Annotated in this window: 17 protein-coding genes; 9 read left to right on the top strand and 8 right to left on the bottom strand. The window is 63.0% G+C overall.

Annotation, left to right across the window (positions count from 1 at the left end; genetic code table 11):
* Positions 1-65: 65 nt before the first annotated feature.
* The 4 genes from AC0L3I_RS29270 to AC0L3I_RS29255 all read right to left on the bottom strand — a co-directional run bounded on the left by AC0L3I_RS29270 (position 66) and on the right by AC0L3I_RS29255 (position 6,302).
* Positions 66-518, bottom strand: coding sequence for a DUF983 domain-containing protein (locus AC0L3I_RS29270; protein WP_123150736.1), 453 nt, complete (start codon positions 516-518; stop codon positions 66-68).
* Positions 518-2,821: a ribonuclease R gene (gene rnr, locus AC0L3I_RS29265; protein WP_473529200.1), complete on the bottom strand. Its 2,304-nt coding sequence runs from the start codon at positions 2,819-2,821 to the stop codon at positions 518-520. The genes AC0L3I_RS29270 and rnr overlap by 1 nt, the downstream gene beginning before the upstream one ends.
* Before the next feature lie 6 nt (positions 2,822-2,827).
* A complete protein-coding gene (gene topA / locus AC0L3I_RS29260; protein WP_473529199.1) occupies positions 2,828-5,470 on the bottom strand; it encodes a type I DNA topoisomerase in 2,643 nt (880 codons plus the stop codon).
* A gap of 454 nt (positions 5,471-5,924) precedes the next feature.
* Complete coding sequence (locus AC0L3I_RS29255) at positions 5,925-6,302, bottom strand: COG4315 family predicted lipoprotein (RefSeq protein WP_254020229.1); 378 nt, start codon at positions 6,300-6,302, stop codon at positions 5,925-5,927.
* Between the two features lie 175 nt (positions 6,303-6,477).
* On the opposite strand from AC0L3I_RS29255, the gene AC0L3I_RS29250 reads away from it, so the two are divergent.
* The 4 genes from AC0L3I_RS29250 (at position 6,478) to AC0L3I_RS29235 (ending at position 11,897) form a co-directional block, all read left to right on the top strand.
* Positions 6,478-7,224 (top strand): cytochrome c biogenesis CcdA family protein, encoded by a 747-nt coding sequence (locus AC0L3I_RS29250; RefSeq protein ID WP_473487302.1) that lies wholly within the window; start codon positions 6,478-6,480, stop codon positions 7,222-7,224.
* 401 nt (positions 7,225-7,625) lie between these two features.
* A complete protein-coding gene (gene glmU / locus AC0L3I_RS29245) occupies positions 7,626-8,987 on the top strand; it encodes a bifunctional UDP-N-acetylglucosamine diphosphorylase/glucosamine-1-phosphate N-acetyltransferase GlmU (protein ID WP_473529198.1) in 1,362 nt (453 codons plus the stop codon).
* A gap of 248 nt (positions 8,988-9,235) precedes the next feature.
* The gene (glmS, locus tag AC0L3I_RS29240) at positions 9,236-11,059 is read left to right on the top strand and encodes a glutamine--fructose-6-phosphate transaminase (isomerizing) (protein WP_473487275.1); all 1,824 of its coding nucleotides are present in this window, start codon (positions 9,236-9,238) and stop codon (positions 11,057-11,059) included.
* A gap of 79 nt (positions 11,060-11,138) precedes the next feature.
* Positions 11,139-11,897 carry a DUF502 domain-containing protein gene (locus AC0L3I_RS29235; protein ID WP_473487276.1) on the top strand — a complete coding sequence of 253 codons (759 nt, stop codon included), beginning with the start codon at positions 11,139-11,141 and terminating at the stop codon, positions 11,895-11,897.
* Here the strand turns inward: AC0L3I_RS29235 and recG are convergent.
* The gene (recG, locus tag AC0L3I_RS29230; protein WP_473529197.1) at positions 11,849-13,957 is read right to left on the bottom strand and encodes an ATP-dependent DNA helicase RecG; all 2,109 of its coding nucleotides are present in this window, start codon (positions 13,955-13,957) and stop codon (positions 11,849-11,851) included. The two genes, AC0L3I_RS29235 and recG, sit on opposite strands and share 49 nt — an antisense overlap.
* A gap of 325 nt (positions 13,958-14,282) precedes the next feature.
* Between recG and AC0L3I_RS29225 the strand changes: the two genes are divergently transcribed.
* The 3 genes from AC0L3I_RS29225 to AC0L3I_RS29215 all read left to right on the top strand — a co-directional run bounded on the left by AC0L3I_RS29225 (position 14,283) and on the right by AC0L3I_RS29215 (position 19,640).
* The gene (locus AC0L3I_RS29225) at positions 14,283-14,570 is read left to right on the top strand and encodes an FAD assembly factor SdhE (protein ID WP_123145930.1); all 288 of its coding nucleotides are present in this window, start codon (positions 14,283-14,285) and stop codon (positions 14,568-14,570) included.
* Between the two features lie 14 nt (positions 14,571-14,584).
* The gene (mfd, locus tag AC0L3I_RS29220; protein ID WP_473529196.1) at positions 14,585-18,082 is read left to right on the top strand and encodes a transcription-repair coupling factor; all 3,498 of its coding nucleotides are present in this window, start codon (positions 14,585-14,587) and stop codon (positions 18,080-18,082) included.
* Positions 18,083-18,266: 184 nt separating this feature from the next.
* The gene (locus AC0L3I_RS29215; RefSeq protein ID WP_473529231.1) at positions 18,267-19,640 is read left to right on the top strand and encodes a class II 3-deoxy-7-phosphoheptulonate synthase; all 1,374 of its coding nucleotides are present in this window, start codon (positions 18,267-18,269) and stop codon (positions 19,638-19,640) included.
* A gap of 155 nt (positions 19,641-19,795) precedes the next feature.
* Here AC0L3I_RS29215 and AC0L3I_RS29210 read toward each other — a convergent pair whose 3' ends face one another.
* Both AC0L3I_RS29210 and AC0L3I_RS29205 read right to left on the bottom strand, forming a co-directional pair.
* Complete coding sequence (locus tag AC0L3I_RS29210) at positions 19,796-20,161, bottom strand: type II toxin-antitoxin system RelE/ParE family toxin (protein WP_473487279.1); 366 nt, start codon at positions 20,159-20,161, stop codon at positions 19,796-19,798.
* Positions 20,158-20,424, bottom strand: a complete 267-nt coding sequence (locus tag AC0L3I_RS29205) for a type II toxin-antitoxin system ParD family antitoxin (RefSeq protein ID WP_473529195.1) — start codon at positions 20,422-20,424, stop codon at positions 20,158-20,160. Before AC0L3I_RS29205 ends, AC0L3I_RS29210 begins: the two co-directional genes overlap by 4 nt.
* 181 nt (positions 20,425-20,605) lie before the next feature.
* Between AC0L3I_RS29205 and AC0L3I_RS29200 the strand changes: the two genes are divergently transcribed.
* A complete protein-coding gene (locus tag AC0L3I_RS29200; RefSeq protein WP_473529194.1) occupies positions 20,606-21,160 on the top strand; it encodes a dihydrofolate reductase family protein in 555 nt (184 codons plus the stop codon).
* Positions 21,161-21,343: 183 nt separating this feature from the next.
* Here the strand turns inward: AC0L3I_RS29200 and AC0L3I_RS29195 are convergent, their stop codons facing one another.
* A complete protein-coding gene (locus AC0L3I_RS29195; protein WP_473529193.1) occupies positions 21,344-22,246 on the bottom strand; it encodes a LysR substrate-binding domain-containing protein in 903 nt (300 codons plus the stop codon).
* A gap of 106 nt (positions 22,247-22,352) precedes the next feature.
* Here AC0L3I_RS29195 and AC0L3I_RS29190 point away from each other — a divergent pair, with 106 nt between their 5' ends.
* Positions 22,353-23,735: an FAD-binding oxidoreductase gene (locus tag AC0L3I_RS29190; RefSeq protein ID WP_473529192.1), complete on the top strand. Its 1,383-nt coding sequence runs from the start codon at positions 22,353-22,355 to the stop codon at positions 23,733-23,735.
* Positions 23,736-23,954: the final 219 nt, after the last annotated feature.

Here is a 23,954-nt window from a genome sequence, read left to right as displayed (position 1 = left end):
CCTAGCGGAATCTTCTCCGATGCGAAAGTGGCGTCCAGCCATGCCGATTTGCGTCAGCCTCGGTTTCAAGCCTCGGGATGCGACTCGATCAGGTCTTCTTCCCCGCCGAAGCCATGCATATAGAACGCCCATTGCAGGCCGATGACGGCGCCCTTGACCGGCTGCAGCAAGACGACCGCCAGGAGGATGGTCAGCGGCACCCAGATGGCGATGTGCTGCCAGGTGGATAGGGTGGAGGTCGCTTCGACGCCCATGAAGGCGCCGAGCACGATGTGACCGACGATGACCACCACCAGATAGGCCGGCAGATCGTCGGCGCGGTGGTGGTGAAGCTCCTCGCCGCAATGATCGCATTTATCGACGGTCTTGACGAAGGCGCGAAACAGCTTTCCCTCGCCGCAATGCGGGCAGCGGCCAAGCGCGCCACGCTTGATCGCCGTCCACAGCGGGCGGGCGATCCGGCCCGAGTGATGTTCGCCGCCGAAAACCTGTTGATTCATTTTCAAATCGCTTGGCATTACCGTCTCCTGCCGCGCGAGCCTGGACGCGATTGCGACGCACGGGCGCGGCCTTTGGCCTTGTGAAACGACCGTTTGGAGCCGGGCAGCGGCTTCGGGTCGGTCAGCATCTCGAAACGCATCGCGCCGGCCATAGGCGCCACCTCGATCAGGCGAACCTCGACGCGGTCGGCAAGCTGGTAGCCCTTGCCGGTGCGTTCTCCGAAAAGCGATCGGGCAGTTTCGTCGTATATGTAGTAATCGCCCTCCAGACTTGACACCGGGATGAAACCATCTGCGCCATACTGCGGCAATTGGACAAATAGTCCCGATTTGGTGACGCCCGAAATGCGTGCATCGAAACGATCGTCGACACGCTCGGCGAGATAGGCGGCGATCAGCCGGTCGACCGTGTCGCGCTCGGCAGCCATGGCGCGGCGCTCGGTGGCTGAGATCAGCGCAGAAACTTCTTCCAGCCGCTCCGCCTCATCCTGCGTCAGTCCACCCGCACCGAAGCCGAGCGCGGCAATCAGCCCGCGATGCACGATCAGGTCGGCATATCTGCGGATCGGCGAGGTGAAATGCGCGTAGCGCTTCAGATTGAGGCCGAAATGGCCGATGTTGCTGGGCGAATATTCGGCCTGCATCTGCGTGCGCAGCACCACCTCGTTGACCAGTCCCTCATGGTCGGCGCCGCGGACGCGATCCAGAATCCCGTTGAACTGGTTCGGTCGCATCTGCGCGCCGCGTGCCAGCGACAGGCCAAGCGTCTGCAGGAATTCGCGCAGCGATTCCTGCTTGGCGAGCGAAGGTGCGTCGTGGATGCGGTAGACCAATGCCTGCCGTTTCGCCTCCAGCGTCTCGGCCGCCGCGACATTGGCCTGGATCATGAACTCTTCGATCAGCTTGTGCGCGTCGAGCCGCTCCGGCACGACGACCCGGTCGACAGTGCCGTCCTCCTTGAGCAGGATTTTCCGCTCCGGCAATTCAAGCTCGAGCGGCTGGCGCGTCTCACGGCCGCGCTTCACCACGGCGTAGGCGTCCCACAGCGGCTTCAGCACCGTGTCGAGGATCTGGCCGGTCTTGTCGTCCGGCGTGCCGTCGATCGCGGCCTGCGCTTGGCGATAGGCGAGTTTCGCCGCCGACTTCATCATGATGCGGTGGAACGAATGCCTGAGCTTGCGGCCATCGGCCGAGAAAGTCATGCGGACCGCCAGCGCCGGGCGGTCCTGGCCTTCGCGCAGCGAACAAAGGTCGTTGGAGATGCGCTCCGGCAGCATCGGCACGACGCGATCCGGGAAATAGACCGAGTTGCCACGCTTCAGCGCCTCGCGGTCGAGCGCGGTACCATAGCGCACATAAGCGGCGACATCGGCAATCGCCACGGTAACCACCACGCCGCCGGGGTTCTTCTCGTCCGGATCCGATATGGCGGACACCGCGTCGTCATGGTCCTTGGCGTCGGCCGGATCGATGGTGACCAGCGGCAGCTCGCGCCAGTCCTCGCGGCCGGCCAGCGTCGCCGGTTTGACCGCCTCCGCCTCGGCAATGACGTCTGCCGGGAAAATATGCGGAATGTCATGCGCGTGGATGGCGATCATCGAGACCGCTTTTTCGCTGGTCAGCGAACCGAGCACCGCCAGCACCTTGGCTCTGGGCAGCCCATAGCGGGAGGCCCGCGCCGGCTCGACCTCGACCAGATCGCCATTCTTGGCGCCGTTCTGGAATTCCTTGTCGACGATCAGCTCCGGCTGGCGTCTTTCGACAGGCTCGATCCGGAAGGTGCCGTCCTGCAGCACGCGGAAGACGCCGAGAACGGCCTCGGTGCGCTTCTCGAAGATCTTCATCACCCGCCCGGTATAGGCAGGGCCTGTCACATCGTCGGTCGGAAAGGTCTTGGCCAGCACGCGGTCGCCGATGCCCGGTGTCGGGCCGCCGCCGCGCGACACGCGGATCGCTATGACAGGCGGCTCGCCGTTGCCCACGGCTTCGGTCGGGTGCGCCAGCAGCACGCCGTCGGCGTCGCGGCCAAAGATGTCGAGCACGGCGACATGGGCCAGGGCGCCGACACGGGCGAGCCGCTTGCGCTCCTTGGTCAGCAGGCCTTCGTCCTGCAGGTCGCGCAAAATGTCCTTCAGCCAGATACGGTCCTCGCCGCGCAGCGCAAACGCCTTGGCGATGTCGCGTTTGCCGGAGCGATCCGGGTTTTCGGCGATGTAGCGCAGGATTTCGTCACGGGACGGGCGGTAGTTGTCTTTGACTTTGGCCCTGGTGTCGGCGGTGCGCAGATCGCCATGACTTCTTCCGGATACCCTGCGCGCCACGATGCACTATCCCTTTTTGTTGGCCACTTTCTTGGCCGCCGGTTTTTGGGCCGCCGGTTTTTTGGCCGCCGCAGGCTTTTTGGCAGGTGCGGCCGCTTTGCGGAAGGGCTTTCTGCCGCCGTTGCCACGCTTGGCTTCCTTCTCGGCAATCAGCGCCACCGCGTCCTCGATTGTCACCGACTGCGGGTCCTTGCCCTTCGGCAGCGTCGCATTGACCTTGCCGAAATTAACATAAGGCCCGTATTTGCCGTCACGCACGACGATCTTGCCGCCGCCTGCGGGATGCTCGCCAAGCTCCTTCAAGGCGGCGGGCGTGCCGCCATTGCGGCCGCCCGGGCCCTTCAACTGCTTCTCGGCGATGACCGACACGGCGCGGTTGAGACCGATCGAGAACACGTCCTCGATGCTGTCGAGATTGGCGTAGGTGCTGTCATGCAGAACGAACGGGCCGTAGCGCCCCAGACCGGCCGAGATCATCTTGCCGGATTCCGGATGCTTGCCGACGTCGCGCGGCAGCGACAGCAGGGCGAGGGCCTTTTCGTGGTCGATCGAATCGACTGTCCAGCCCTTGGGCAGGCTGGAACGCTTGGCTTCCTTGCCGTCGCCGCGCTGGATGTAGGGGCCAAAACGACCGCTGCGCAGCGTGATTTCCTCCGCCGTGTAGGGGTCTTTGCCCAGCACCTTGGTGCCGTCCTCGCCATTGCCGTTTTCGCCATTGGGGTTGGCGGCGTCGCCGAGCTGGCGGGTGAAGGAGCATTCGGGATAGTTAGAGCAGCCGACGAAGGCGCCGAACTTGCCGAGCTTCAGCGACAGGTTGCCAGTGCCGCATTTCGGGCAGATGCGCGGATTTGAGCCGTCTTCCCGCGCGGGAAACACCAGCGGCGCCAGTTCCTCGTTGAGCGCGTCGAGCACGTCGGTGACACGCAATTCCTTGATGTCGGCGACGGCGCCCGAGAAATCCTTCCAGAAATCGCGGAGCACATCCTTCCAGGCGAGCCTGCCGTCGGAGATTTCATCAAGTTTTTCCTCGAGCGAGGCGGTGAAATTATATTCGACATAGCGCTCGAAGAAGCTTTCGAGGAAGGCCGACAACAGCCGGCCCTTGGCCTGCGGCAACAGCTTGCGCTTGTCCAGGGTGACGTAGTCGCGGTCCTCCAGCGTCTTCAGGATCGCCGTGTAGGTCGACGGCCGGCCGATGCCGAGCTCTTCCAGCTTCTTGATCAGCGAGGCTTCCGAATAGCGCGGCGGCGGCTCGGTGGTGTGCTGGGTGGCGTTGATCGCCTCGCGGTCGAGCTGTTCGCCGGCGCGGATCTCGGGCAGACGGCGGTCTTCCTCGTCTTCCGAATCCTCATCCTTCTGGTCGGTATAGGCGGCAATGAAGCCGTCGAAGCGAATGACCGAACCGACGGCGCGAAGCTCCGCGGTGCGGGCGCCGTTGACCGCCTCGATCTCGGCAGTGGTACGCTCGATCTCGGCCGGCTGCATCTGGCTGGCGATGGCGCGTTTCCACACTATCTCGTAGAGCCGTGCCTGGTCGGCATCGAGATATTGCCTGACCGAAGCGGGCGTGCGCATGAAATCGGTCGGGCGAATCGCTTCATGCGCTTCCTGGGCGTTCTTGGCCTTGGTCGTGTAGTAGCGCGGCTTTTCAGGCAGGTATTTTGGGCCGAACTCTTTTGCGATCGCGTCGCGCGCGGCTGATATCGCCTCGGGCGCCATCTGCACGCCGTCGGTTCGCATATAGGTGATCAGGCCGGTGGTCTCGCCGCCGATGTCCATGCCTTCATAGAGCCGCTGCGCCACCTGCATGGTGCGGCTTGCCGAAAAACCGAGGCGCGAGGAGGCGGCCTGCTGCAGCGTCGAGGTGGTGAAGGGCGGACCTGGATTGCGCTTGGTCGGCTTGGCTTCGACCGACAGCGCCTTGAAGGTCGCACCTTCCAGCATCGCCTTGATGTCGTCGGCCTGCGCCTTGTTCGAAATGTCGAGCTTTTGCAGCTTCTTGCGGTCGAAGGCGGTCAGCCGCGCTTCGAAATTTTCCTTGCGCGGCGTGCCGAGAATGGCGGCGACTTGCCAGTATTCCTCGCGAATGAAGCGCTCGATCTCCAACTCGCGGTCGCAGACGAGGCGCAATGCCACCGACTGGACGCGGCCGGCGGAACGGGCGCCGGGCAGCTTGCGCCACAGGACAGGCGACAGGGTGAAGCCGACGAGATAGTCGAGCGCACGGCGGGCGAGATAGGCGTCGACCAGCGGCGCATCGATCTGGCGCGGATTGGCCATCGCTTCCAGCACCGACGACTTGGTGATGGCGTTGAAGACCACGCGGCTGACCGGCTTGTCCTTCAGCGCGCGCTTCTGCTTCAGCACTTCCAGGACATGCCAAGAAATGGCTTCGCCCTCGCGATCCGGATCGGTGGCGAGGATCAGGCCGTCGGCGTCCTTGACCGCCTTGGCGATGTCGGCAAGACGTTTGCTCGAGGCGGTATCGACAGCCCAGGACATGGCAAAATCCTCGTCCGGACGCACCGAGCCATCCTTTGCCGGCAGATCGCGGACGTGGCCGAACGAGGCCAGGACCTTATAGTTCTTTCCGAGGTACTTGTTGATTGTCTTCGCTTTGGCCGGCGATTCGACGACGACGACGTCCATGAGGTCTCATATCAGCTGTGGTGCGGCAGAAGAATTCCGCTGCGCGCGACGAAATCTCGTACAATTGTCGCTCACATGGCCGCGCTTTTGCATCCGGTCAAGGGGAAGCGCCCAAAATGCAGTCCTGCATTGAGCGCGCAACCCAAGGGCGCATCATGTGATATCCGCAATCCCAGATAAGGGGAGCAGCTGCCCTATCGTTGGACAAGCCGGCATGAATCCGGGAAAACGGGACAAAATCTTCTGCGGATATAAGAGAAACATCGATCACGCGCCAGCCCCAGCTGAGGGACGCCCGGCATGATGAGACGACGCTGGCGGGCGAGACTGGCGTGGCGAGTGGGGTTCGTGTGTCCAGCGGGACAGCACAAGAAGCTGGCCGCCGGGAGGCCTGCAGGGATACGCGGCAGCCAGGGATTTCCCGCCGGTCAAGGGCGGGGATTGAGGTTGGGGCTTAGTCGGCCTTGGCGATGTGCCAGACGCCGCCGACGCCGTCGCCGGTCACATCGCCGGCCTTCTTGTCCTTGATGAATGTGTAGAGCGGCTTGCCTTCGTAGGCCCACATCTTGGTGCCGTCGGTGCGGTCGACGATTGTCCATTCGCCTTCGGGCTTGGCGTCGGCCTCAGCCTTCAGCGGCGGCCAATTGGCGGCGCATTTGTCGTAGCAGTTCGACTTGCCCATCTCGTCCTTGTCGTAGGTGTAAAGGGTCATGCCGTTGGCATCGGTGTATATCTTGGTGCCGCCGACATCGGCTTCTTTCCACGCTTCGGCGGCATATGAGGTGGCGGTGCCGAGCAAAAGCACCGCCAGCCCAACTGTGATCGATTTCATGACGCTCTCCCTGATATGATCGAGAAGCGCGCGGAAAAGCCGCGGCCTCGTTGAATCAACGCGCTTGGTGGGTCGTTTCTTCCTCGATTCGAGGCGGCAACTTGCCACGCAATGGTGATTGGCGGACAAGTTCGTGCGCCGCTATATCGGCGCCGATACAGTTGGAGTTCGGGAAATGGCATTGGATATCGGCTATGTCAGCGCGGTCGGGGCGGGGGCGATCTCGTTCCTGTCGCCTTGCGTGCTGCCGCTGGTGCCGCCCTATCTCTGCTACATGGCCGGCGTGTCGGTCGATGATTTCCGCGGCAATGCCGGCGTCGCGGCCAAGGCCGACGCACGCAGCGCGCTGCTCTATGCCTCGATCGCATTCGTTCTCGGCTTCTCGACCGTGTTCGTGGCGCTGGGCGCCGGCGCCTCGACCATTGGCCGGCTGCTGCGCGTCTGGCAGGAGCCGCTGGCCATGGCCGCCGGCGTGCTGATCATCCTGATGGGGCTGAATTTCCTCGGCATATTGCGCATCCCGCTGCTGTCGCGTGAGGCGCGCTTCCAGTCACAGGGCAAGCCGGCCAGTATCGTTGCCGCATACGTCATGGGACTGGCATTCGCCTTCGGCTGGACACCCTGTATCGGACCGGTACTGGGGCCGATCCTGACGCTTGCCGGCGGCCGCGAGACGGTGGGCGAGGGCGCGCTGCTGCTTGCCGCCTATTCGCTCGGCCTCGGCATACCGTTCATGATCGCAGCGCTGTTTTCCGGCGCCTTCATGCGCTTTCTCTCGAAATTCCGCGTCCATCTCGGCCGTGTCGAAAAGGTGATGGGCGCACTGCTGGTCGTCGCCGGCGTGTTTTTCCTGACCGGCGGCGTGCAGGCCGCGTCCTACTGGCTGCTGGAGAATTTCCCGATGCTGGGGCAACTGGGTTGATTAGATCAAGTCGAAAGCTTGATGCGACTCACAGCTATCGCAGCTGGCGTTGCCGGCACGGTAATCGCTTCAGGTTTGCGCCGCCCCTCATCGCCCTGCCGGGCACTTCTCCCCGTATAGTGACGGGGAGAAGGACGCCTTCGCAAAGGATTTCGCCAATCTCCAGCGTTGCAGAAAGGGTGCCGAGGTTGCGGCCAGCCTCCTTCTCCCCGTCACTATACGGGGAGAAGATGCCGGCAGGCAGATGAGGGGCAGCGCCAGCATAGATCATTGGCCGGATTAGAAATCGAATTTGCGACGCAGCACAACCACCTCACTGGAATTTAACCGCATTGGCGCAGCATTGGCGCCAATGCTAGACATGCCTTGATTCCCAACCCTTTTCATATGGTTGCCATTCCATGAGCCAGAGAACCTGCCTGTCCGTCATACTCGCCGCCGGCGAAGGCACACGCATGAAGAGCGCTGTGCCAAAGGTACTGCACCCGATCGCCGGCCTGCCGATGGTCGCCCATGTCGTCAAGGCTGCGGAAGCCGCAGGCAGCGTTGATCTGGCGCTGGTGATCGGCCATGGCGCGGACGAGATGCGCAAGGCCACGCAAAAGTTCGCGCCGAAGGCGGAGACCTTCGTCCAGGACAAGCGGCTCGGCACGGGGCATGCCGTTTTGGCGGCTCGCGATGCGATATCAAAGGGTTACGATGACGTCCTGGTAATGTTCGGCGATACGCCGCTGATCGATCCGGAGGTGCTGGTTGCTGCACGCCTGAAACTGGCCGAGGGCGCTGCCGTCGTGGTGGTCGGCTTCCGCACATCAAATCCTTCCGGCTATGGCCGCCTGATCGAAAAAGGCGGCAAGCTCATCGCCATCCGCGAGGAAAAGGACTGCACCGACGAGGAGAAGAAAATCACCTTCTGCAATGGCGGGCTGATGGCGATTGCCGGCAAGCAAGCGCTGAAGCTGCTCGACCAGGTCGGCAACAACAACGCCAAGGCCGAATATTATCTCACCGACATCGTCGAGATCGCCGGCGGGCAGGGTTTTGACGTCGTTGCCGCAGAGGCCGGCTTCGAGAATGTGCTCGGCATCAACAATCGCGCCGAACTCGCTGCGGCGGAAGGCATCTGGCAGACGCGCCGGCGGCGCGAGGCCATGCTCTCCGGCGTTACATTGATCGCGCCGGAAACCGTGTTCTTTTCGCACGACACCGAGATCGGCGCCGATACGATCGTAGAACCCAATGTCTGGTTCGGGCCCGGCGTGAAGATCGCCCCGGGCGCCAAGATCCATGCCTTCAGCCATATTGAAGGCGCCACGATCGCTTCCGATTGCGATGTCGGACCGTACGCGCGGCTGCGGCCGGGTTCCGATCTCCGGCAAAAAGCCAAGGTCGGCAATTTTTGCGAGGTCAAGCAGGCGACGATCGAGGAGGGCGCAAAGGTCAACCACCTGACCTATATCGGCGATGCTCGCGTCGGCGCCGGCGCCAATATCGGCGCTGGAACCATCACCTGCAATTATGACGGCTATTCGAAGTTCTTCACCGACATTGGCGAGGGCGCTTTCGTCGGCTCGAATTCTTCGTTGGTGGCGCCTGTTAACATCGGTAAGGGCGGCTACATCGCTTCGGGCAGCGTGATCACCGAAAGCGTGCCCGACGATGCGCTGGCCTTCGGCCGCGCCCGCCAGAGGACGCTGCCCGGCAAGGGCAAGGAATTGCGCGAGCGTTTTGCTTCGGCTGCGGCGGCCCGGAAAAAAGGCTAGCCTGACGGAGCTCCGCAACGAGCTGCATCATGTCTTCGACGGATTTCAGGAACCACCGAGGCGAGATAGGATGCATGCTCGGAGAAACTGAGCGATTGCTGTAACCGGATTGCAAGAGCGCCCTGTCATGGTGCATCTGTGCAAGATCGTTCCGGCTGATACGGGACGAAACGCAATGTGATTTTCGCGGCAGCCCGGCCAACCCTAAATGGCGCCGGGCTTTTATGCCGGAATCGGGGGCAACGTCTATGTGCGGTATCGTCGGAATTGTCAGTCACTCGCCGGTCGCGCCACTGATCGTCGATGCACTGAAAAGGCTCGAATATCGCGGCTATGATTCGGCTGGCGTCGCCACCGTCGAGCACGGCAAGCTTGCGCGTCGCCGCGCCGAGGGCAAGCTGATCAATCTCGAACGCCGGCTGAAGGACGAACCGCTCGACGGCATGATCGGCATCGGCCACACGCGCTGGGCGACGCATGGTGTGCCCAACGAGACCAATGCGCATCCGCATTTTTCCGACGGCGTCGCCATCGTCCATAACGGCATCATCGAGAATTTCGCCGAATTGCGCGACGAGCTGATGCGCGACGGCTACACATTTTCATCGCAGACCGACACTGAGGTCGTCGCACACCTGGTGGGTCGCGAACTGGCCAGGGGCCTGCAGCCGGTCGAGGCCGCGCACCAGGCGCTGAAGCGGCTGGAAGGTGCCTTTGCGCTGGCCATCATGTTCAAGGGCGACGAGGATCTCATCGTCGGCGCGCGTAACGGCCCGCCGCTGGCCGTCGGCCATGGCGATGGCGAGATGTTTTTGGGCTCCGACGCCATCGCGCTTGCCCCCTTCACCAATTCGATCACCTATCTGGAGGATGGCGACTGGGCGGTGGTGCGCCGCAACGACGTCGGCATCTTCGACATGGACGGCAACAAGGTCGACCGCAAGCGCCAGCAGTCGCTCAGCACCAGCTTCATGGTCGACAAGGGCAACCGGCGCCATTTCATGGAGAAGGAAATCCATGAACAGCCCGAGGTGATCTCGCACACGCTGGCGCATTATGTGGATTTTGTTGGCGGCGTCTCAAAGCCGCTCGAGCTGCCGTTCAATTTCGCTGAGATCAATCGGCTGGCGATTTCGGCCTGCGGCACCGCCTATCTGGCCGGCCTGATCAGCAAATACTGGTTCGAGCGCTATGCGCGGCTGCCGGTCGACATCGATGTCGCTTCGGAATTCCGCTACCGCGAGATGCCGCTGTCGAAGACAGACGCCGCCTTCTTCATCTCGCAATCGGGCGAGACCGCCGACACTCTGGCCTCGCTGCGCTATTGCCGGCAGGCCGGGATGAAGATCGGCGCGGTCGTCAATGTCCGCGAATCGACGATGGCGCGCGAGTCCGACGTCATCCTGCCGACGCTGGCCGGGCCGGAGATCGGTGTCGCCTCGACCAAGGCCTTCACCTGTCAATTGTCGGTGCTGGCCTCGCTTGCCGTGCGGGCCGGCGTGGCGCGCGGAACGATTTCGCGCGAGCAGGAAACGACGCTGGTCCGCCAACTGTCGGAAGCGCCCCGCTACGCCAACCAGGTCCTGAAGCTCGACGGCCAGATCGAAAAGGTTGCGCGCGACCTCTCGCACTACAAGAACGTGCTCTATCTCGGCCGCGACACCAATTTCCCGCTGGCCATGGAAGGCGCGCTGAAGCTCAAGGAAATCTCCTATATCCATGCCGAGGGCTATGCCGCCGGCGAACTGAAGCACGGGCCTATCGCGCTGATCGACGAGAACATGCCGGTCATCGTTATTGCCCCGCATGACCGCATCTTTGAAAAGACCGTGTCGAACATGCAGGAAGTGGCTGCGCGCGGCGGCAAGATCATCCTGATCACCGACAGCAAGGGTGCCGCGCACGCCACGGTGAAGACGATGGAGACGATCGTGCTGCCGGACGTGCCGGAAATCATCTCGCCGATCATCTACGCGCTGCCGATCCAGATGCTGGCCTATTTCACCGCGGTGTTCATGGGCACCGACGTCGACCAGCCGCGCAACCTGGCGAAATCGGTGACTGTGGAATAGCCGTGGTTTAAAAATTTTGCAGTTCCAAAGCCGATTGCGGTTCACTAATGTTGTGCCGCAATCAGTGCTGCGGTGAACCATGTCCGATGCTTCCAAGACCTCAGGCATGACCCGGCTGCGGAATTATTTCCTGACAGGTTTTGTTGTCTGCGCGCCGCTGGCGATCACCGCCTACATTGCATGGTCCTTCATCGGCTGGGTCGATTCCTGGGTGAAACCCTATATTCCGGCGCGCTACAACCCCGATAGCTATTTGCCGGCGCCGGTTCCGGGTTTTGGCCTGATCGTCGCCTTGATCCTGATCACCCTGATCGGTTTCCTGACCGCCAATATCGTCGGCCGCGCCATCGTCCTGTTTGGTGAGCGCCTGCTCGGCCGCATGCCGCTGGTGCGCGGCATCTACGGCTCGCTGAAGCAGATCTTCGAGACCGTGCTGTCGAACAAGGGAGACATGTTTCGCCAGGTCGGGCTGGTCGAATACCCGCGCAAGGGCGTCTGGTCGCTGGTCTTCGTCGCCAGCGAGAAGGAAACCGAGATCAACCAGAAGCTCGACCAGGAAGGCAACCCGCTGATCGCGGTGTTCATGCCGTGCACGCCCAACCCGACCACCGGCTTCCTGATGTATGTGCCGAAATCCGATGTCGTGCTGCTCGACATGACGATCGAGGACGGGGCCAAGCTGATCGTCTCGGCCGGGCTGGTGGCACCGGAGGTCAAGACGAAAATGGTGACGTTGAACGGCAAGCCGATCGGCGTGCAGATCGCCAATCCGCCGGTGGGTGCCGGGCCTCAGCCGGCGCGCAAGAGCCGCACCGCCTCGTCGCGGCCGAACAAATAAAGCAGCATGCGAAGGGCGGCGCCGCGTTCGGATTGCAGCTCCGGATCGCGCGACAGGATGAGCCGTGCGTCGTCGCGGGCGGCTTCGAGCAGGTCGGCATGCGCCTCGATGCGCGCCACCTGGAAGCCCGGCGTGCCGGACTGGCGGGTGCCCAGCAGCTCGCCTTCGCCGCGCAGCTTCAGATCCTCCTCGGCGATGCGGAAGCCGTCCTCGGTCTCGCGCATCACCGACAGCCGGCGCGTTGCCGTCTCGCCGAGCGGATCCTTGTAGAGCAGCACGCAGGAGGACGGTTTTTCGCCGCGCCCGACCCGGCCGCGCAACTGGTGCAGCTGGGCGAGGCCGAAGCGCTCGGCATGCTCGATGACCATGATCGTCGCATCCGGCACATCGACGCCGACCTCGATGACCGTGGTGGCGATCAGGATGCGTGTCTCGCCGGCCTTGAAGGCGCGCATCGCCTCGTCCTTGTCGGCGCCCTTCATGCGGCCGTGCACCAGGCCGATCCGGTCGCCGAACAGCTGATACAGCGAGGCAAAACGGTCCTCCGCCGACATCAGCTTGATCTCTTCGGATTCCTCGACCAGCGGACAGATCCAGTAGATCTTCTGGCCGTCGGCGACGGCGTCGCGCATGCGGCCGATCAGCTCGTCGAGCCGTTCGAGCGGCAGGGTGACAGTGCGTATCGGCTGACGACCGGCCGGTTTTTCGGTCAGCTTCGACACATCCATGTCGCCGAAGGCGGTCAGCACCAGCGTGCGCGGGATCGGCGTCGCCGTCATCACCAGCATGTCGGGCGCGTCGCCCTTGGCGGTGATGGCAAGCCGCTGGTGGACGCCAAAACGGTGCTGCTCGTCGATGACGGCGAGGACAAGGTCGTGGAAAGTCACTGTTTGCTGGAACAGGGCGTGGGTGCCGACGACGATGTCGATCTCGCCACTGGCCAGACCGGCCAGCGTCTCGGTGCGCTCGCGGCCCTTTTCGCGGCCGGTGAGGATGGCGATGCGCAGGCCGGCTTGTTCCGCCAAAGGTGCAATCGTCGCAAGATGCTGGCGCGCCAGGATTTCGGTCGGCGCCATCAACGCCGCCTGGCCGCCGGCCTCGGCGGCGCGTGCCATGGCGAGCAGCGCGACAACCGTCTTGCCGGAGCCGACATCTCCCTGCAGCAGGCGCAGCATGCGTTCGGGGTCACCGAGATCGGTGTTGATTTCGGCAAGCGCCATATCCTGCGAATTGGTCAGCGAATAGGGAAGGGCGGCGCGCAGCTTTTCGACGATGCGTCCGTCGCCGACCAATGGTCTTCCGGACAAGCGGCGGACTTTTGCCCGCACCAGCGCCAGCGACACCTGGCCTGCCAGAAACTCGTCATAGGCGAGACGCCGCCAGGCCGCGCCGTCGACGGAGACGTCGAGCGGGTCGGCGGGATTGTGGATGCGGGCGAGCGCGTCGCCGAAGGCAGGAAAGGTCTGGCGGCGCAGAAACTCGCCGTCCTGCCATTCCGGCAGCACCGGCAAGCGAGCGAGCGCCTGGCCGATTGCCCGGCGCAGCACTTTTCCCGAGAGCCCGGCGGTGAGCGGATAAACCGGCTCGACCAGCGGCAGGTTTTCCGCCTCACTGGCCAACGCGATGTGGTCGGGATGAACCATAGTCGGGCGGCCGTTGAACCATTCCATGCGCCCGGAGACCACGACATGCTCGCCCTCGGGCATCGCCTTTTCAAGATAGGCGGCGTGCGCATGGAAAAAGGTCAGCGCGATCTCGCCGGTGTCGTCATGGGCGTAGACCCGGTACGGCACCGATCTGTTGCCGCGCGGCGGCGGCTGGTGGCGGTCGATGCGCACTTCGAGGGTGACGATCGCGCCTTCGGCCGAACCGGCGATACCAGGCCGGTTGCGGCGGTCGATCACCGTGTGGGGCAGCACGAACAGAAGATCGCCGGCACGCGCCGCGCGGTCGCCGAGATCGGCCGGCACGACCTTCTCGATCAGTGCGCCGACCTTCGGCCCGACGCCGGCAAGCGAGGTGATCGGGACAAACAGCGGATCGAGGAGGGAAGGTCTCATTGGTGAGAGACTACCCGATGTTGGCGCTTACCCCCCTCCGGCCTGCCCACTTTGCCATCACTTGGCATCTCCCTCTCAAGCGGGGAGATTGGCAGCTTTGGCCTCATCGCCCATCTTGCAGCGGTGGAGATTGACGAAACCAGGCGCGACAGCAAATCTCCCCCCTTGAGGGGGAGATGTCCGGCAGGACAGAGGGGGGTGTCTGGGCTGATGTTGTCAGGAGTGTACGTCACACCGGGATGTTAGACACCCACCGCACCGTTGCAAGGCTGACACCGCCCTCTATCCACGCTATATGCGCCGCTTCAGGCAAGGATGCTGGTCAATGACGGGAACGAGACGATCAAGCGAGGGGCTCGACGCCCGCCGCCGCAAGCTTCTGTTTCGGTCCTGGCATCGCGGCATGCGCGAAATGGACCTCATTCTCGGCAGTTTCGCAGACGCCGAGATCGGCGCCTTGACCGGCGACGAACTCGACCAATATGAGAGGCTCCTCGATGTTCCCGACACCGAATTCCTGCCCGTGATCACCGGCGAACGCCCGATTCCGGCAAATATCGATTGTGCCGTCCTGCAAAAAATCCTGGCGTCGCGCCAGACGATGACATTCTGAACGACGTGTAATCCATGAGCCTCATTCCCTCGATCGGCCTGCCGAAAGGCCGCGCCGGCCAGTTCATCGTCGACGGTGTCGCCGACGGTTACGAAGCCTTTGCGCTGGTGCAGGCGGCACACGAGATCGCGCCCGACAAGCCGGTGCTGTTCGTGGCACGCGACGGCCAGCGCCTGCCTTCGATCGTCGAGGCGCTTTCATTCGCCGCGCCTGGCCTGCCGGTGCTCGAACTGCCGGCTTGGGACTGTCTGCCCTACGACCGCGTTTCGCCCGGGGCGGATGCTGCGGCAAGGCGGCTCGATGCACTCACAGCGATGATCGCGCTGGCGAAGAAACCACACCGCGCCGTCATCCTCACCACAGCCAATGCGCTACTGCAGCGCATCCCGCCGGCAAGCCTCGTCGAGGCGCAGATGTTTCACGCCGAACCCGGCAACCAGATCGACATGAATGCACTGGTGTCGCGGCTGGAGATTTCCGGGTTCGAAAGGGTGCCGACCGTGCGCGGGGTCGGCGAGTTTGCCGTGCGCGGCGGCATTCTGGACCTGTTCGCACCGGGCTGGACGGAAGCGCTGCGGCTCGATTTCTTCGGCGACACGCTGGAATCGATCCGCGTCTTCGACGCCGCCACGCAGCGCACCACCGGCCAGCGCAAGTCGATGGCGCTGCAGGCGATGAGCGAAGTGGCGCTGACGCCGGAGACCATCAGCCGCTTCCGCCGCAGCTACATCGATGCCTTTGGCGCACCCTCGCGCGACGATGGGCTGTATGCGGCGGTCAGCGAGGGACGGCGTTTCGCCGGCATGGAACATTGGCTGCCGTTCTTCTACGAGCGGCTGGAGACGGTGTTCGACTATCTGCCGGACGCGCCTGTCGTGTTCGACCATCTGGCGCATGAGGCGCTGGCCGAGCGCCATGCGCTGATCCTCGACCATTACGAGGCGCGCAGGAAGCAGGCCGACGGCGCGCTGAAGGACGCCGTCCCCTACAAGCCGGTGCCGCCCGACCTGCTTTATTTGTCGCCCGAAAACCTCATCGCCTCGCTTGGCCCGCGCGAAGGGATCGACTTCACGCCGTTCGACGCGCCCGACGCCGGCGCCAAGAAAATCTTCCATGCCGGCTCGCGGCATGGCCGCAGCTTCGTCGAGGAACGCGCCGATCCCAATGTCAACGTCTTCGACGTCGTCGTAAAACACATTGCCAATGAGCGGGCCGCTCGCCGCCGCGTCGTCATCGCCGGCTGGACCGAAGGTTCGCTAGACCGGCTCGGCCAGATCCTGGCCGAGCATCACCTCGGCAATCTCAGGCCGGTCGCCACACTGGCCGAGGCGGAAAAGCTCGAACCGGGGCAGGCGGGACTTGCCGTGCTGCCGCTCGAATCCGGCTTCGAGACCGAGAAACTGGTCATCATCGCCGAGCAGGACATCCTGGGCGACCGGCTGATCCGTCGTTCGAAGCGCAAGAAGCGCGCTTCGGACTTCATCGCCGAGGCCTCGGCGATGTCCTCCGGCGACATCGTCGTCCATACCGATCACGGCATTGGCCGCTTTATCGGACTGCGCACCATCGAGGCGGTCGGCGCGCCGCATGATTGCTTGGAAATCCATTATGCCGGCGACGACCGGCTGTTCCTGCCGGTCGAGAACATCGAACTTCTGTCGCGCTATGGTTCGGATTCGGCCGAAGCGACATTGGACAAGCTTGGCGGCGGCGCCTGGCAGTCGCGCAAGGCGCGGCTGAAGCGGCGGCTGCTCGACATGGCCGGGCAGTTGATTCGCATCGCCGCCGAGCGGCAAATGCGCGCCGCTCCTTCGCTGGTGCCGGCGGACGGTCTCTATGGCGAATTCGCCGCGCGGTTTCCCTATGAGGAGACCGACGACCAGCAGACGGCGATCGATTCGGTCATGGGCGACCTGGGCGCCGGAAAGCCGATGGACCGGCTGATCTGCGGTGATGTCGGCTTCGGCAAGACGGAAGTTGCGCTTCGCGCTGCCTTCATCGCGGCGATGGAAGGCTTTCAGGTCGCGGTGGTGGTGCCGACGACGCTGTTGTCACGCCAGCATTTCAAGACTTTTTCGCAGCGCTTCTCCGGCCTGCCGATCCGCGTCGCCCAGGCTTCGCGGCTGGTCGGCGCCAAGGAACTGGCCGAGGCCAAGAAAGGCATCGCCGAAGGCACGGTCGACATTGTCATCGGCACTCACGCGCTGCTCGGCTCGTCGATCTCGTTCAAGAACCTTGGCCTGTTGATCATCGACGAGGAACAGCACTTTGGCGTCAAGCACAAGGAACGGCTGAAGGACCTGAAGAGCGACGTGCATGTGCTGACGCTATCGGCGACGCCGATCCCGCGCACGCTGCAGCTGGCGTTGACCGGCGTGCGCGAACTGTCGCTGATCGCCACGCCGCCGGTCGACCGCCTGGCGGTGCGCACCTTCATCTCGCCCTTCGACCCGCTCGTCATCCGCGAGACCCTGCTCAGGGAACGCTACCGCGGCGGTCATTCCTTCTATGTCGTGCCGCGCATCAGCGATCTGGCGGAAATTCATGATTTCCTTCGTGAATCCGTGCCCGAGCTGAAAGTGGCTATCGCCCACGGCCAGATGCCGCCCGGCGAGCTGGACGACATCATGAATGCCTTCTACGACGGCCAGTACGACGTGCTGCTGTCGACAACCATTGTCGAATCCGGCCTCGATATCCCGACCGCCAACACGCTGATCGTGCATCGCGCCGATATGTTCGGCCTGTCGCAGCTGTACCAGCTGCGCGGCCGCGTCGGCCGCTCGAAGGTGCGTGCCTATGCGCTGTTCACGCTGCCGGCCAACCGCAAGCTGACCGACACCGCCGAGCGCCGGCTGAAGGTTCTGCAGTCGCTCGACACGCTGGGGGCCGGTTTCCAGCTCGCCAGCCACGACCTCGACATCAGAGGCGCCGGCAATCTTCTCGGCGAAGAGCAGTCCGGCCACATCAAGGAGGTCGGCTTCGAGCTTTACCAGCAGATGCTGGAGGAAGCTGTTGCCGAGGTGAAGGATTCCGGCGAGGTGCAGGATGGCGGCTGGTCGCCGCAGATCGCCGTCGGCACGGCGGTGATGATCCCGGAAAGCTATGTTCCGGACCTGCAGCTGCGGCTGGCGCTCTATCGCCGCCTCGGCGACCTCGAAAACACCGAGGAGATCGACGCCTTCGGCGCCGAGCTGATCGACCGCTTCGGACCGCTGCCGGAGGAAGTGAAGCATCTGCTGAAGATCGTCTTCATCAAGGCGCTGTGCCGCAAGGCCAACGTCGAAAAGCTCGATGCCGGGCCAAAGGGCGTCGTCATCCACTTCCGCAAGCGGGAGTTTTCCAATCCTGTCGGGCTGGTTACGTTCATCGGCGAGCAGGGCTCTTTGGCCAAGATACGGCCGGACCACAGCGTGGTGTTCGTCCGCGACTGGTCTACACCCGAAAAGCGGCTGGCGGGTTCCGCAGTTGTCATGACGCAGCTGGCAAGGCTGGCGGAGAAAACGGTCTAGCACGGCGTTGGCCTGAGCGTTTCGCCGCAAACATTCCGCCGCTGTTCGTCGCGTCACGTCATTCGCCACACGTCGAAATCCGGTCTAGAATAGGAAATCGGCTTCGTGTATGGAGCCGCGATCCCCATTTGGGGGGCGAATTGGCGGGCGATGGCACCCGCTGGAAAGAACGTTGGGTGCAACGATGACGAAATGGTCGCCGAATTCGTGGAGAGCAAAGCCGATCCAGCAGGTTCCTGCCTATCCGGATCTTGCCGCGCTGAAGAACACGGAAGCCCAGCTCACCACCTTTCCGCCGCTGGTTTTTGCAGGTGAGGCACGCAAGCTGAAGAAGCAGCTTGCGAACGTCGCTGCCGGCGACGCATTCCTTCTGCAGGGCGGCGATTGCGCCGAGAGTTTTGCCGAGCATGGCGCGGATAACATCCGCGACTTCTTCCGCGTCTTCCTGCAGATGTCTGTGGTGCTGACCTTCGCCGGCGCGCAGCCGGTGGTGAAGGTCGGTCGTGTCGCCGGCCAGTTCGCCAAGCCGCGCTCGTCCGACAACGAGACCAAGGGCGGCGTGACGCTGCCCAGCTATCGCGGCGACATCATCAACGGCATCGAGTTCGACGCCAAGTCGCGCATTCCCGATCCCGCACGCCAGGAGATGGCCTACCGCCAGTCGGCGGCGACGCTCAACTTGTTACGCGCTTTCGCCCAGGGCGGCTATGCCAGCCTGGAGAACGTGCATCAATGGATGCTGGGCTTCGTGTCGGACAGCCCGCAGGGCGAGAAATACGAGTCGCTCGCCAACCGCATCACCGAGACGATGGACTTCATGAAGGCTGTCGGCATCACCTCGGAGACCAATTACGCGCTGCGCGAGACCGATTTCTACACCAGCCACGAGGCGCTGCTGCTCGGTTACGAGGAGGCGCTGACCCGCGTCGATTCGACCTCAGGCGACTGGTACGCAACCTCCGGCCATATGATCTGGATCGGCGATCGTACCCGCCAGCCCGACCATGCCCATGTCGAGTACTGCCGTGGCATCAAGAACCCGCTGGGCCTGAAATGCGGCCCGTCGCTGACGCCGGACGGCCTGCTGCAGCTCATCGACCTGCTCAATCCGGAAAACGAGCCCGGCCGGCTGACGCTGATCGCGCGCTTCGGCTCCGACAAGGTCGCCGAGCATCTGCCGAAGCTGGTCCGCGCAGTGAAGAAGGAAGGCCGCAGCGTGGTGTGGTCGTCGGATCCCATGCACGGCAACACGATCGAGGCTGCCGGCTATAAGACGCGGCCGTTCGATCGCATCCTGAAGGAAGTGCAGACCTTCTTCGAGGTGCATCGCGCCGAAGGCACGCATCCGGGCGGCATCCATATCGAGATGACCGGCAAGAACGTGACCGAATGCACCGGTGGCGCTCGCGCCATCACCGCCGAGGAGCTGCAGGATCGCTACCACACCCATTGCGACCCGCGCCTCAACGCCGACCAGGCGATCGAACTGGCGTTCCTGGTGTCGGACCTGCTCAAGAAGAGCCACCCGGTTCAGCACAAGCAGGCCGTTAACGGCTGATTTCAGTCACCATCGATCAAGAAGCGTCGGAGACACCCTCGCTTGTTGGCAACTGGTGCGCCTGGCCTGACCACTTTAGGCGATGGAAACGTCAACTGCTTTCGAATGAGGAACCCGGACCACTGGACGACTCATCACCGCCGGGTATCTCCGGGCTATCTACCTTGGCTCTTCTTGAGTGCTCTGATCACTCTATGCCGTGGCTCCATGCGCTCATGAAGAACTCGAACGACAATGACGCCGATCGTATCGTCCGAGAGGCGACCCCTCATATAATAAAGGCAATGCGCAGCACCTCCGCGCCTTCTCGCAGCGATCTCCAGGTGCAGCAGTCGAACACCCGCGGCGAGTTCGCCGCGCTCGATGGAATCTGGTCGATCCGGGGCTTCCGAGACTAGCTGGATACCAAGTTCGATTATGCGGGCATAGGCCCGGACCTGCTGCGGACCGAACATCTGCATCGTATTTCGCAAGATGTCCCGGATATCGCGTTCGGCGGGTTCGGTAAGCCCGTGTCTCATCTCTTGGGCGATTCGAGCATCACCTCGTCGAGAATGTCACTGACGCTTCTCTTCGAGAAGCGTCCTGCGTCGGCGGCTTCCACCCCTATGCTGATTTCGCGCCGGAGGATGGCGAGTTTCTCCGCCTGCTGGGCCTTTTCGTGTCGCAGCAAGCGCAGCGCTTCCCTGACGACTTCACTCGAGGAACCGTACCCGCCTTGGGAGACTTCATGCTCCACGAATTCGACCATGTCGCTTGGAAGGCTTACGTTCATCGTTGCCATGTCGCTTCCTCTGCCCTGGGCTTCGCCCGGATAAATGAGTGTTTGGCAATCTTTGTCAATGGCATGAAATCTGAATTGGCGACGACGATGCCTCATGCTTGCATTCCACGCATCTTGCGATAGACTGGTTGCGAGATGCAATCGGTCTTGCACCTTTGTGCGCGGACAGACGGAGGCACCAATGGCCAGGATCGTCTACGCCATGCTGATGTCCTTGGACGGCTACATCGCCGGGCCGGACGGAGACATTGCCCTGCCGGTACCCGAAGGGGAGCTGCACCGGCATTTTAACGACATGATGAGGCAGACCTCGATCGCGCTCTGTGGACGCCGGATGTACGAGGTGATGCGCTTCTGGGACAGCCCGGACCGAGAGACCGGTGGCGAAATCGAGCGGGATTTTGCCCGCGCCTGGCGCGAAACCCCGAAGATCGTGTTTTCGACGACACTTCGGGAAGTCGGAACTAATGCCCGTCTGGCGAACGGCGATGTCGAGAACGTGGTGAAATCTCTCAGGTCGGAAGCGGGTGGCCAGATAACCGTCGCCGGCGCCGATCTTGCCGCGCATCTCGCACGATCCTGCCTCATCGACGAGTACCGGCTCTACATGCACCCGGTCGTGCTGGGCGGCGGCAAGCCGTACTTCCAGTCCGGCCTGTCGCTGACGTTGAAGCCGCTGGGCACGGAAAACCTTACCCAAGGCGTGACGCTGCTGCGCTACGCACCCGCCGGTTGAGGCGTGGCTCGACGTTGTTTTGGCGCGAGCGGAAGTTCGTCAGCCAAGGACGAATCGCACAGATGACCCGAAGGCGACGCCCACACGTCAGATTCTGAATGGCAGCTCTGCGCCCGATGTCGGCCGCCTCCGCCGACCCAGGCTTCCCAAAAGCGGACCTTGCGATCGCATGACGAAGTCATGCTAAGCGGCCGCGCTCAGCCATTTGCCGAATGCTGAGATGATCTTCTCGCGCGGGTGCTCGGGCTTACGAACCAAGTAGGACGCGTACCCCGGCAAACTCAAACTGAAAGCCTTCACGAGCCTCCCTGAGGCGAGTTCACGACCAACAAGGATATCGCTGAAAACGCCGATTCCCTGACCGGCGATAACCGCCTCTATCGCGTGAAGCTCCTCGTGAAAGCTCAGATGATCCATCTCCTTGAATTCAGGAACATCAGGCCACTTGCTTCGAGCGGCGGCAAGCCACTTTCTCCAGGTCGGCGCTTCAACGTCCGACGGCGGCCAGTAGCAATGAACTAGCGTATGCTTCCTAAGCTCCGCCCCAGTCAGGCAGCCCCCACTGCCGAACAGTTCGGGACGGCACACCGGCCAGAAGGTGTCCTGGAACAACAGGTCGGCTATTCCGTCCGAGGGCGCCAAGCGGCAGTACCGGATCGCTAGGTCTGCGTCGCCACACTCCAGACTCAGGACGCTGTCAGTCCCGATTACATCCAGGGGAGTACCGGGTTGAGCTTCCCGCCAGAGCGGAAGCCGCGGCACGAGCCAGCGGCTCGCGAAAGCGTTCGTCGTCGTGATGCGAAGAGGTGTGGTTTCGCGCTCGCTTTTGATGCTCGAAATCGTTGCTGAAAACGATTGCAGCCCGTCGCGGATCACGGGAAAGAGGCGAGCTCCGGCCGCCGTCAATGTCAACGGTCGGGGGCGGCGGCGAAACAACGCTCGCCCGCAATGGCGCTCGAGCAAGCGGATGTGATGGCTTACCGCCGTCGGCGTGACGCCCAGTTCGGCCGCGGCACGCTTGAAACTGAGATGCCGCGCCGCGGCTTCGAAAGCGCGTAGCTCGGCAAGAGGTGGAAGCTTGTACATCGGCGGACCAACGTAGATGAGTCAGAACTCATCTAAGGCTCAAATTTTCGCGTTTGCAATCGAAGCGCGGTCGGAGCGACACTCGGACGTTCTTCGGAGGCAGCCTATGAACCCGGTTCGAACCGTCAATGATGCCAGGCCCGAGGCCACTGTTGCGTTCCCTGGTGAGCTCCTGCGTCCGTCGGACGCTGGTTATGACGAGGCGAGGCGCGTCCACAACGGCCTGATCGACAAGCGTCCCGCACTCATCGCCCGCTGCCACAATACTCCGGATGTCGTTGAGGCGATCAAGCTCAGGCGCGATCTCGGCCTGGAAGTCGCGGTTCGTGGGGGCGGGCACAACGTGGCCGGACGTGCGACGATCGACGGCGGGATCATGATTGACCTGAGCCCGATGAAAAAAATCCAGGTCGACACCGAGCGCCGCACGGTGCGAGCACAAGCTGGTGTGACCTGGGGCGAGGTCAATCGCGAGACGCAGCGCCATAGTCTCGCAGTCACGGGCGGTGTCGTGTCCACTACCGGGATCGCCGGCTTGACCCTCGGCGGCGGGCTCGGCTGGCTCATGGGCAAGTTCGGCTTGACGCTTGATAATCTCCTCTCGGCCGAACTCGTCGACGGCGAGGGAAGTCTCTTGCGGGCCAGTAGTGATGAGAAGCCAGACCTCTTCTGGGCCATTCGTGGTGGTGGCGGCAACTTCGGCGTCGTAACCGAGTTCGAGTTCCAGCTGCACCCGGTCGGCCCGAGCGTCACGGCAGGCCCCGTCGTCCACGCAATCGAGCAAGCACGTGAGCTGCTGACGTTCTACCGCGAGACGACCGCGGCGTTGCCGGACGAGCACACGATTTTCGCAGCCCTGACCCATGCTCCCGACGGGTCCGGGACACCAGTGGCGGCGCTCGTCGCCTGCCATTGCGGCCCGTTGGCCGAGGGCGAGGAAGCGATGCGCTCGCTCAAGCAGTTCGGGTCTCCGATCCTCGATGGCGTCGGGCCGATGCCCTATTCGGACGTTAACAGCATGCTCGACGCGAGCTTCCCCAAGGGCGCGCTCAATTACTGGAAGTCGAACTTCCTGATTGAACTGAGTGATGCCGCAATATCCACGATTATTAAGTGCTTTGCGGAATGTCCAACGACAATGAGCCAGCTTCTGCTTGAGCACGTCCACGGGGCGGCTACGCGGATTCCCTCCGACGAGACGGCGTTTGTGCATCGCAAGGAGGGCTACAACTTTCTCGCGCTCGCGCAATGGACAGACCCCGATGCGACGGACCGGTGCATCGCGTGGGCGCGGACAACCTACCAAAGGATGCAGCCATTCTTCGCGCCCGGCCGCTACGTCAACTATCTTGGTGACGACGAGATGGGCGGATCCGTTGCCGCCGCATATGGCTCGAACTATGCACGCCTGCAACAAATCAAAGCCAGATACGATCCGGATAATCTCTTTCGGATGAACCAGAACATCCAGCCGCGGGCTCAGGCCTGATAATGCTTGTGACAATCAGGGTCTCCCGCTGATTAAAAGCACGGACTGGTTAATTGCGCGGCGTCTCCGGCGAACCCCTTCAACTCTCCAGCACGTCCGCTTCTGCCAGTGTGTCCCGCAAAGCAGCCATTCCGGTTCCGTGAAGAGTTTCGGGCGCCGGCAGGCGTACGAAAGTCCCCGAGGAAGGAACCCGCGGGCCACGGCCGATGGCTATGGAGA

The organism is Mesorhizobium sp. WSM4840 (assembly GCF_055811755.1).
The sequence above is the reverse complement of the archived record's forward strand: the minus strand, read 5'-3'. Positions and strand labels throughout refer to the sequence as shown.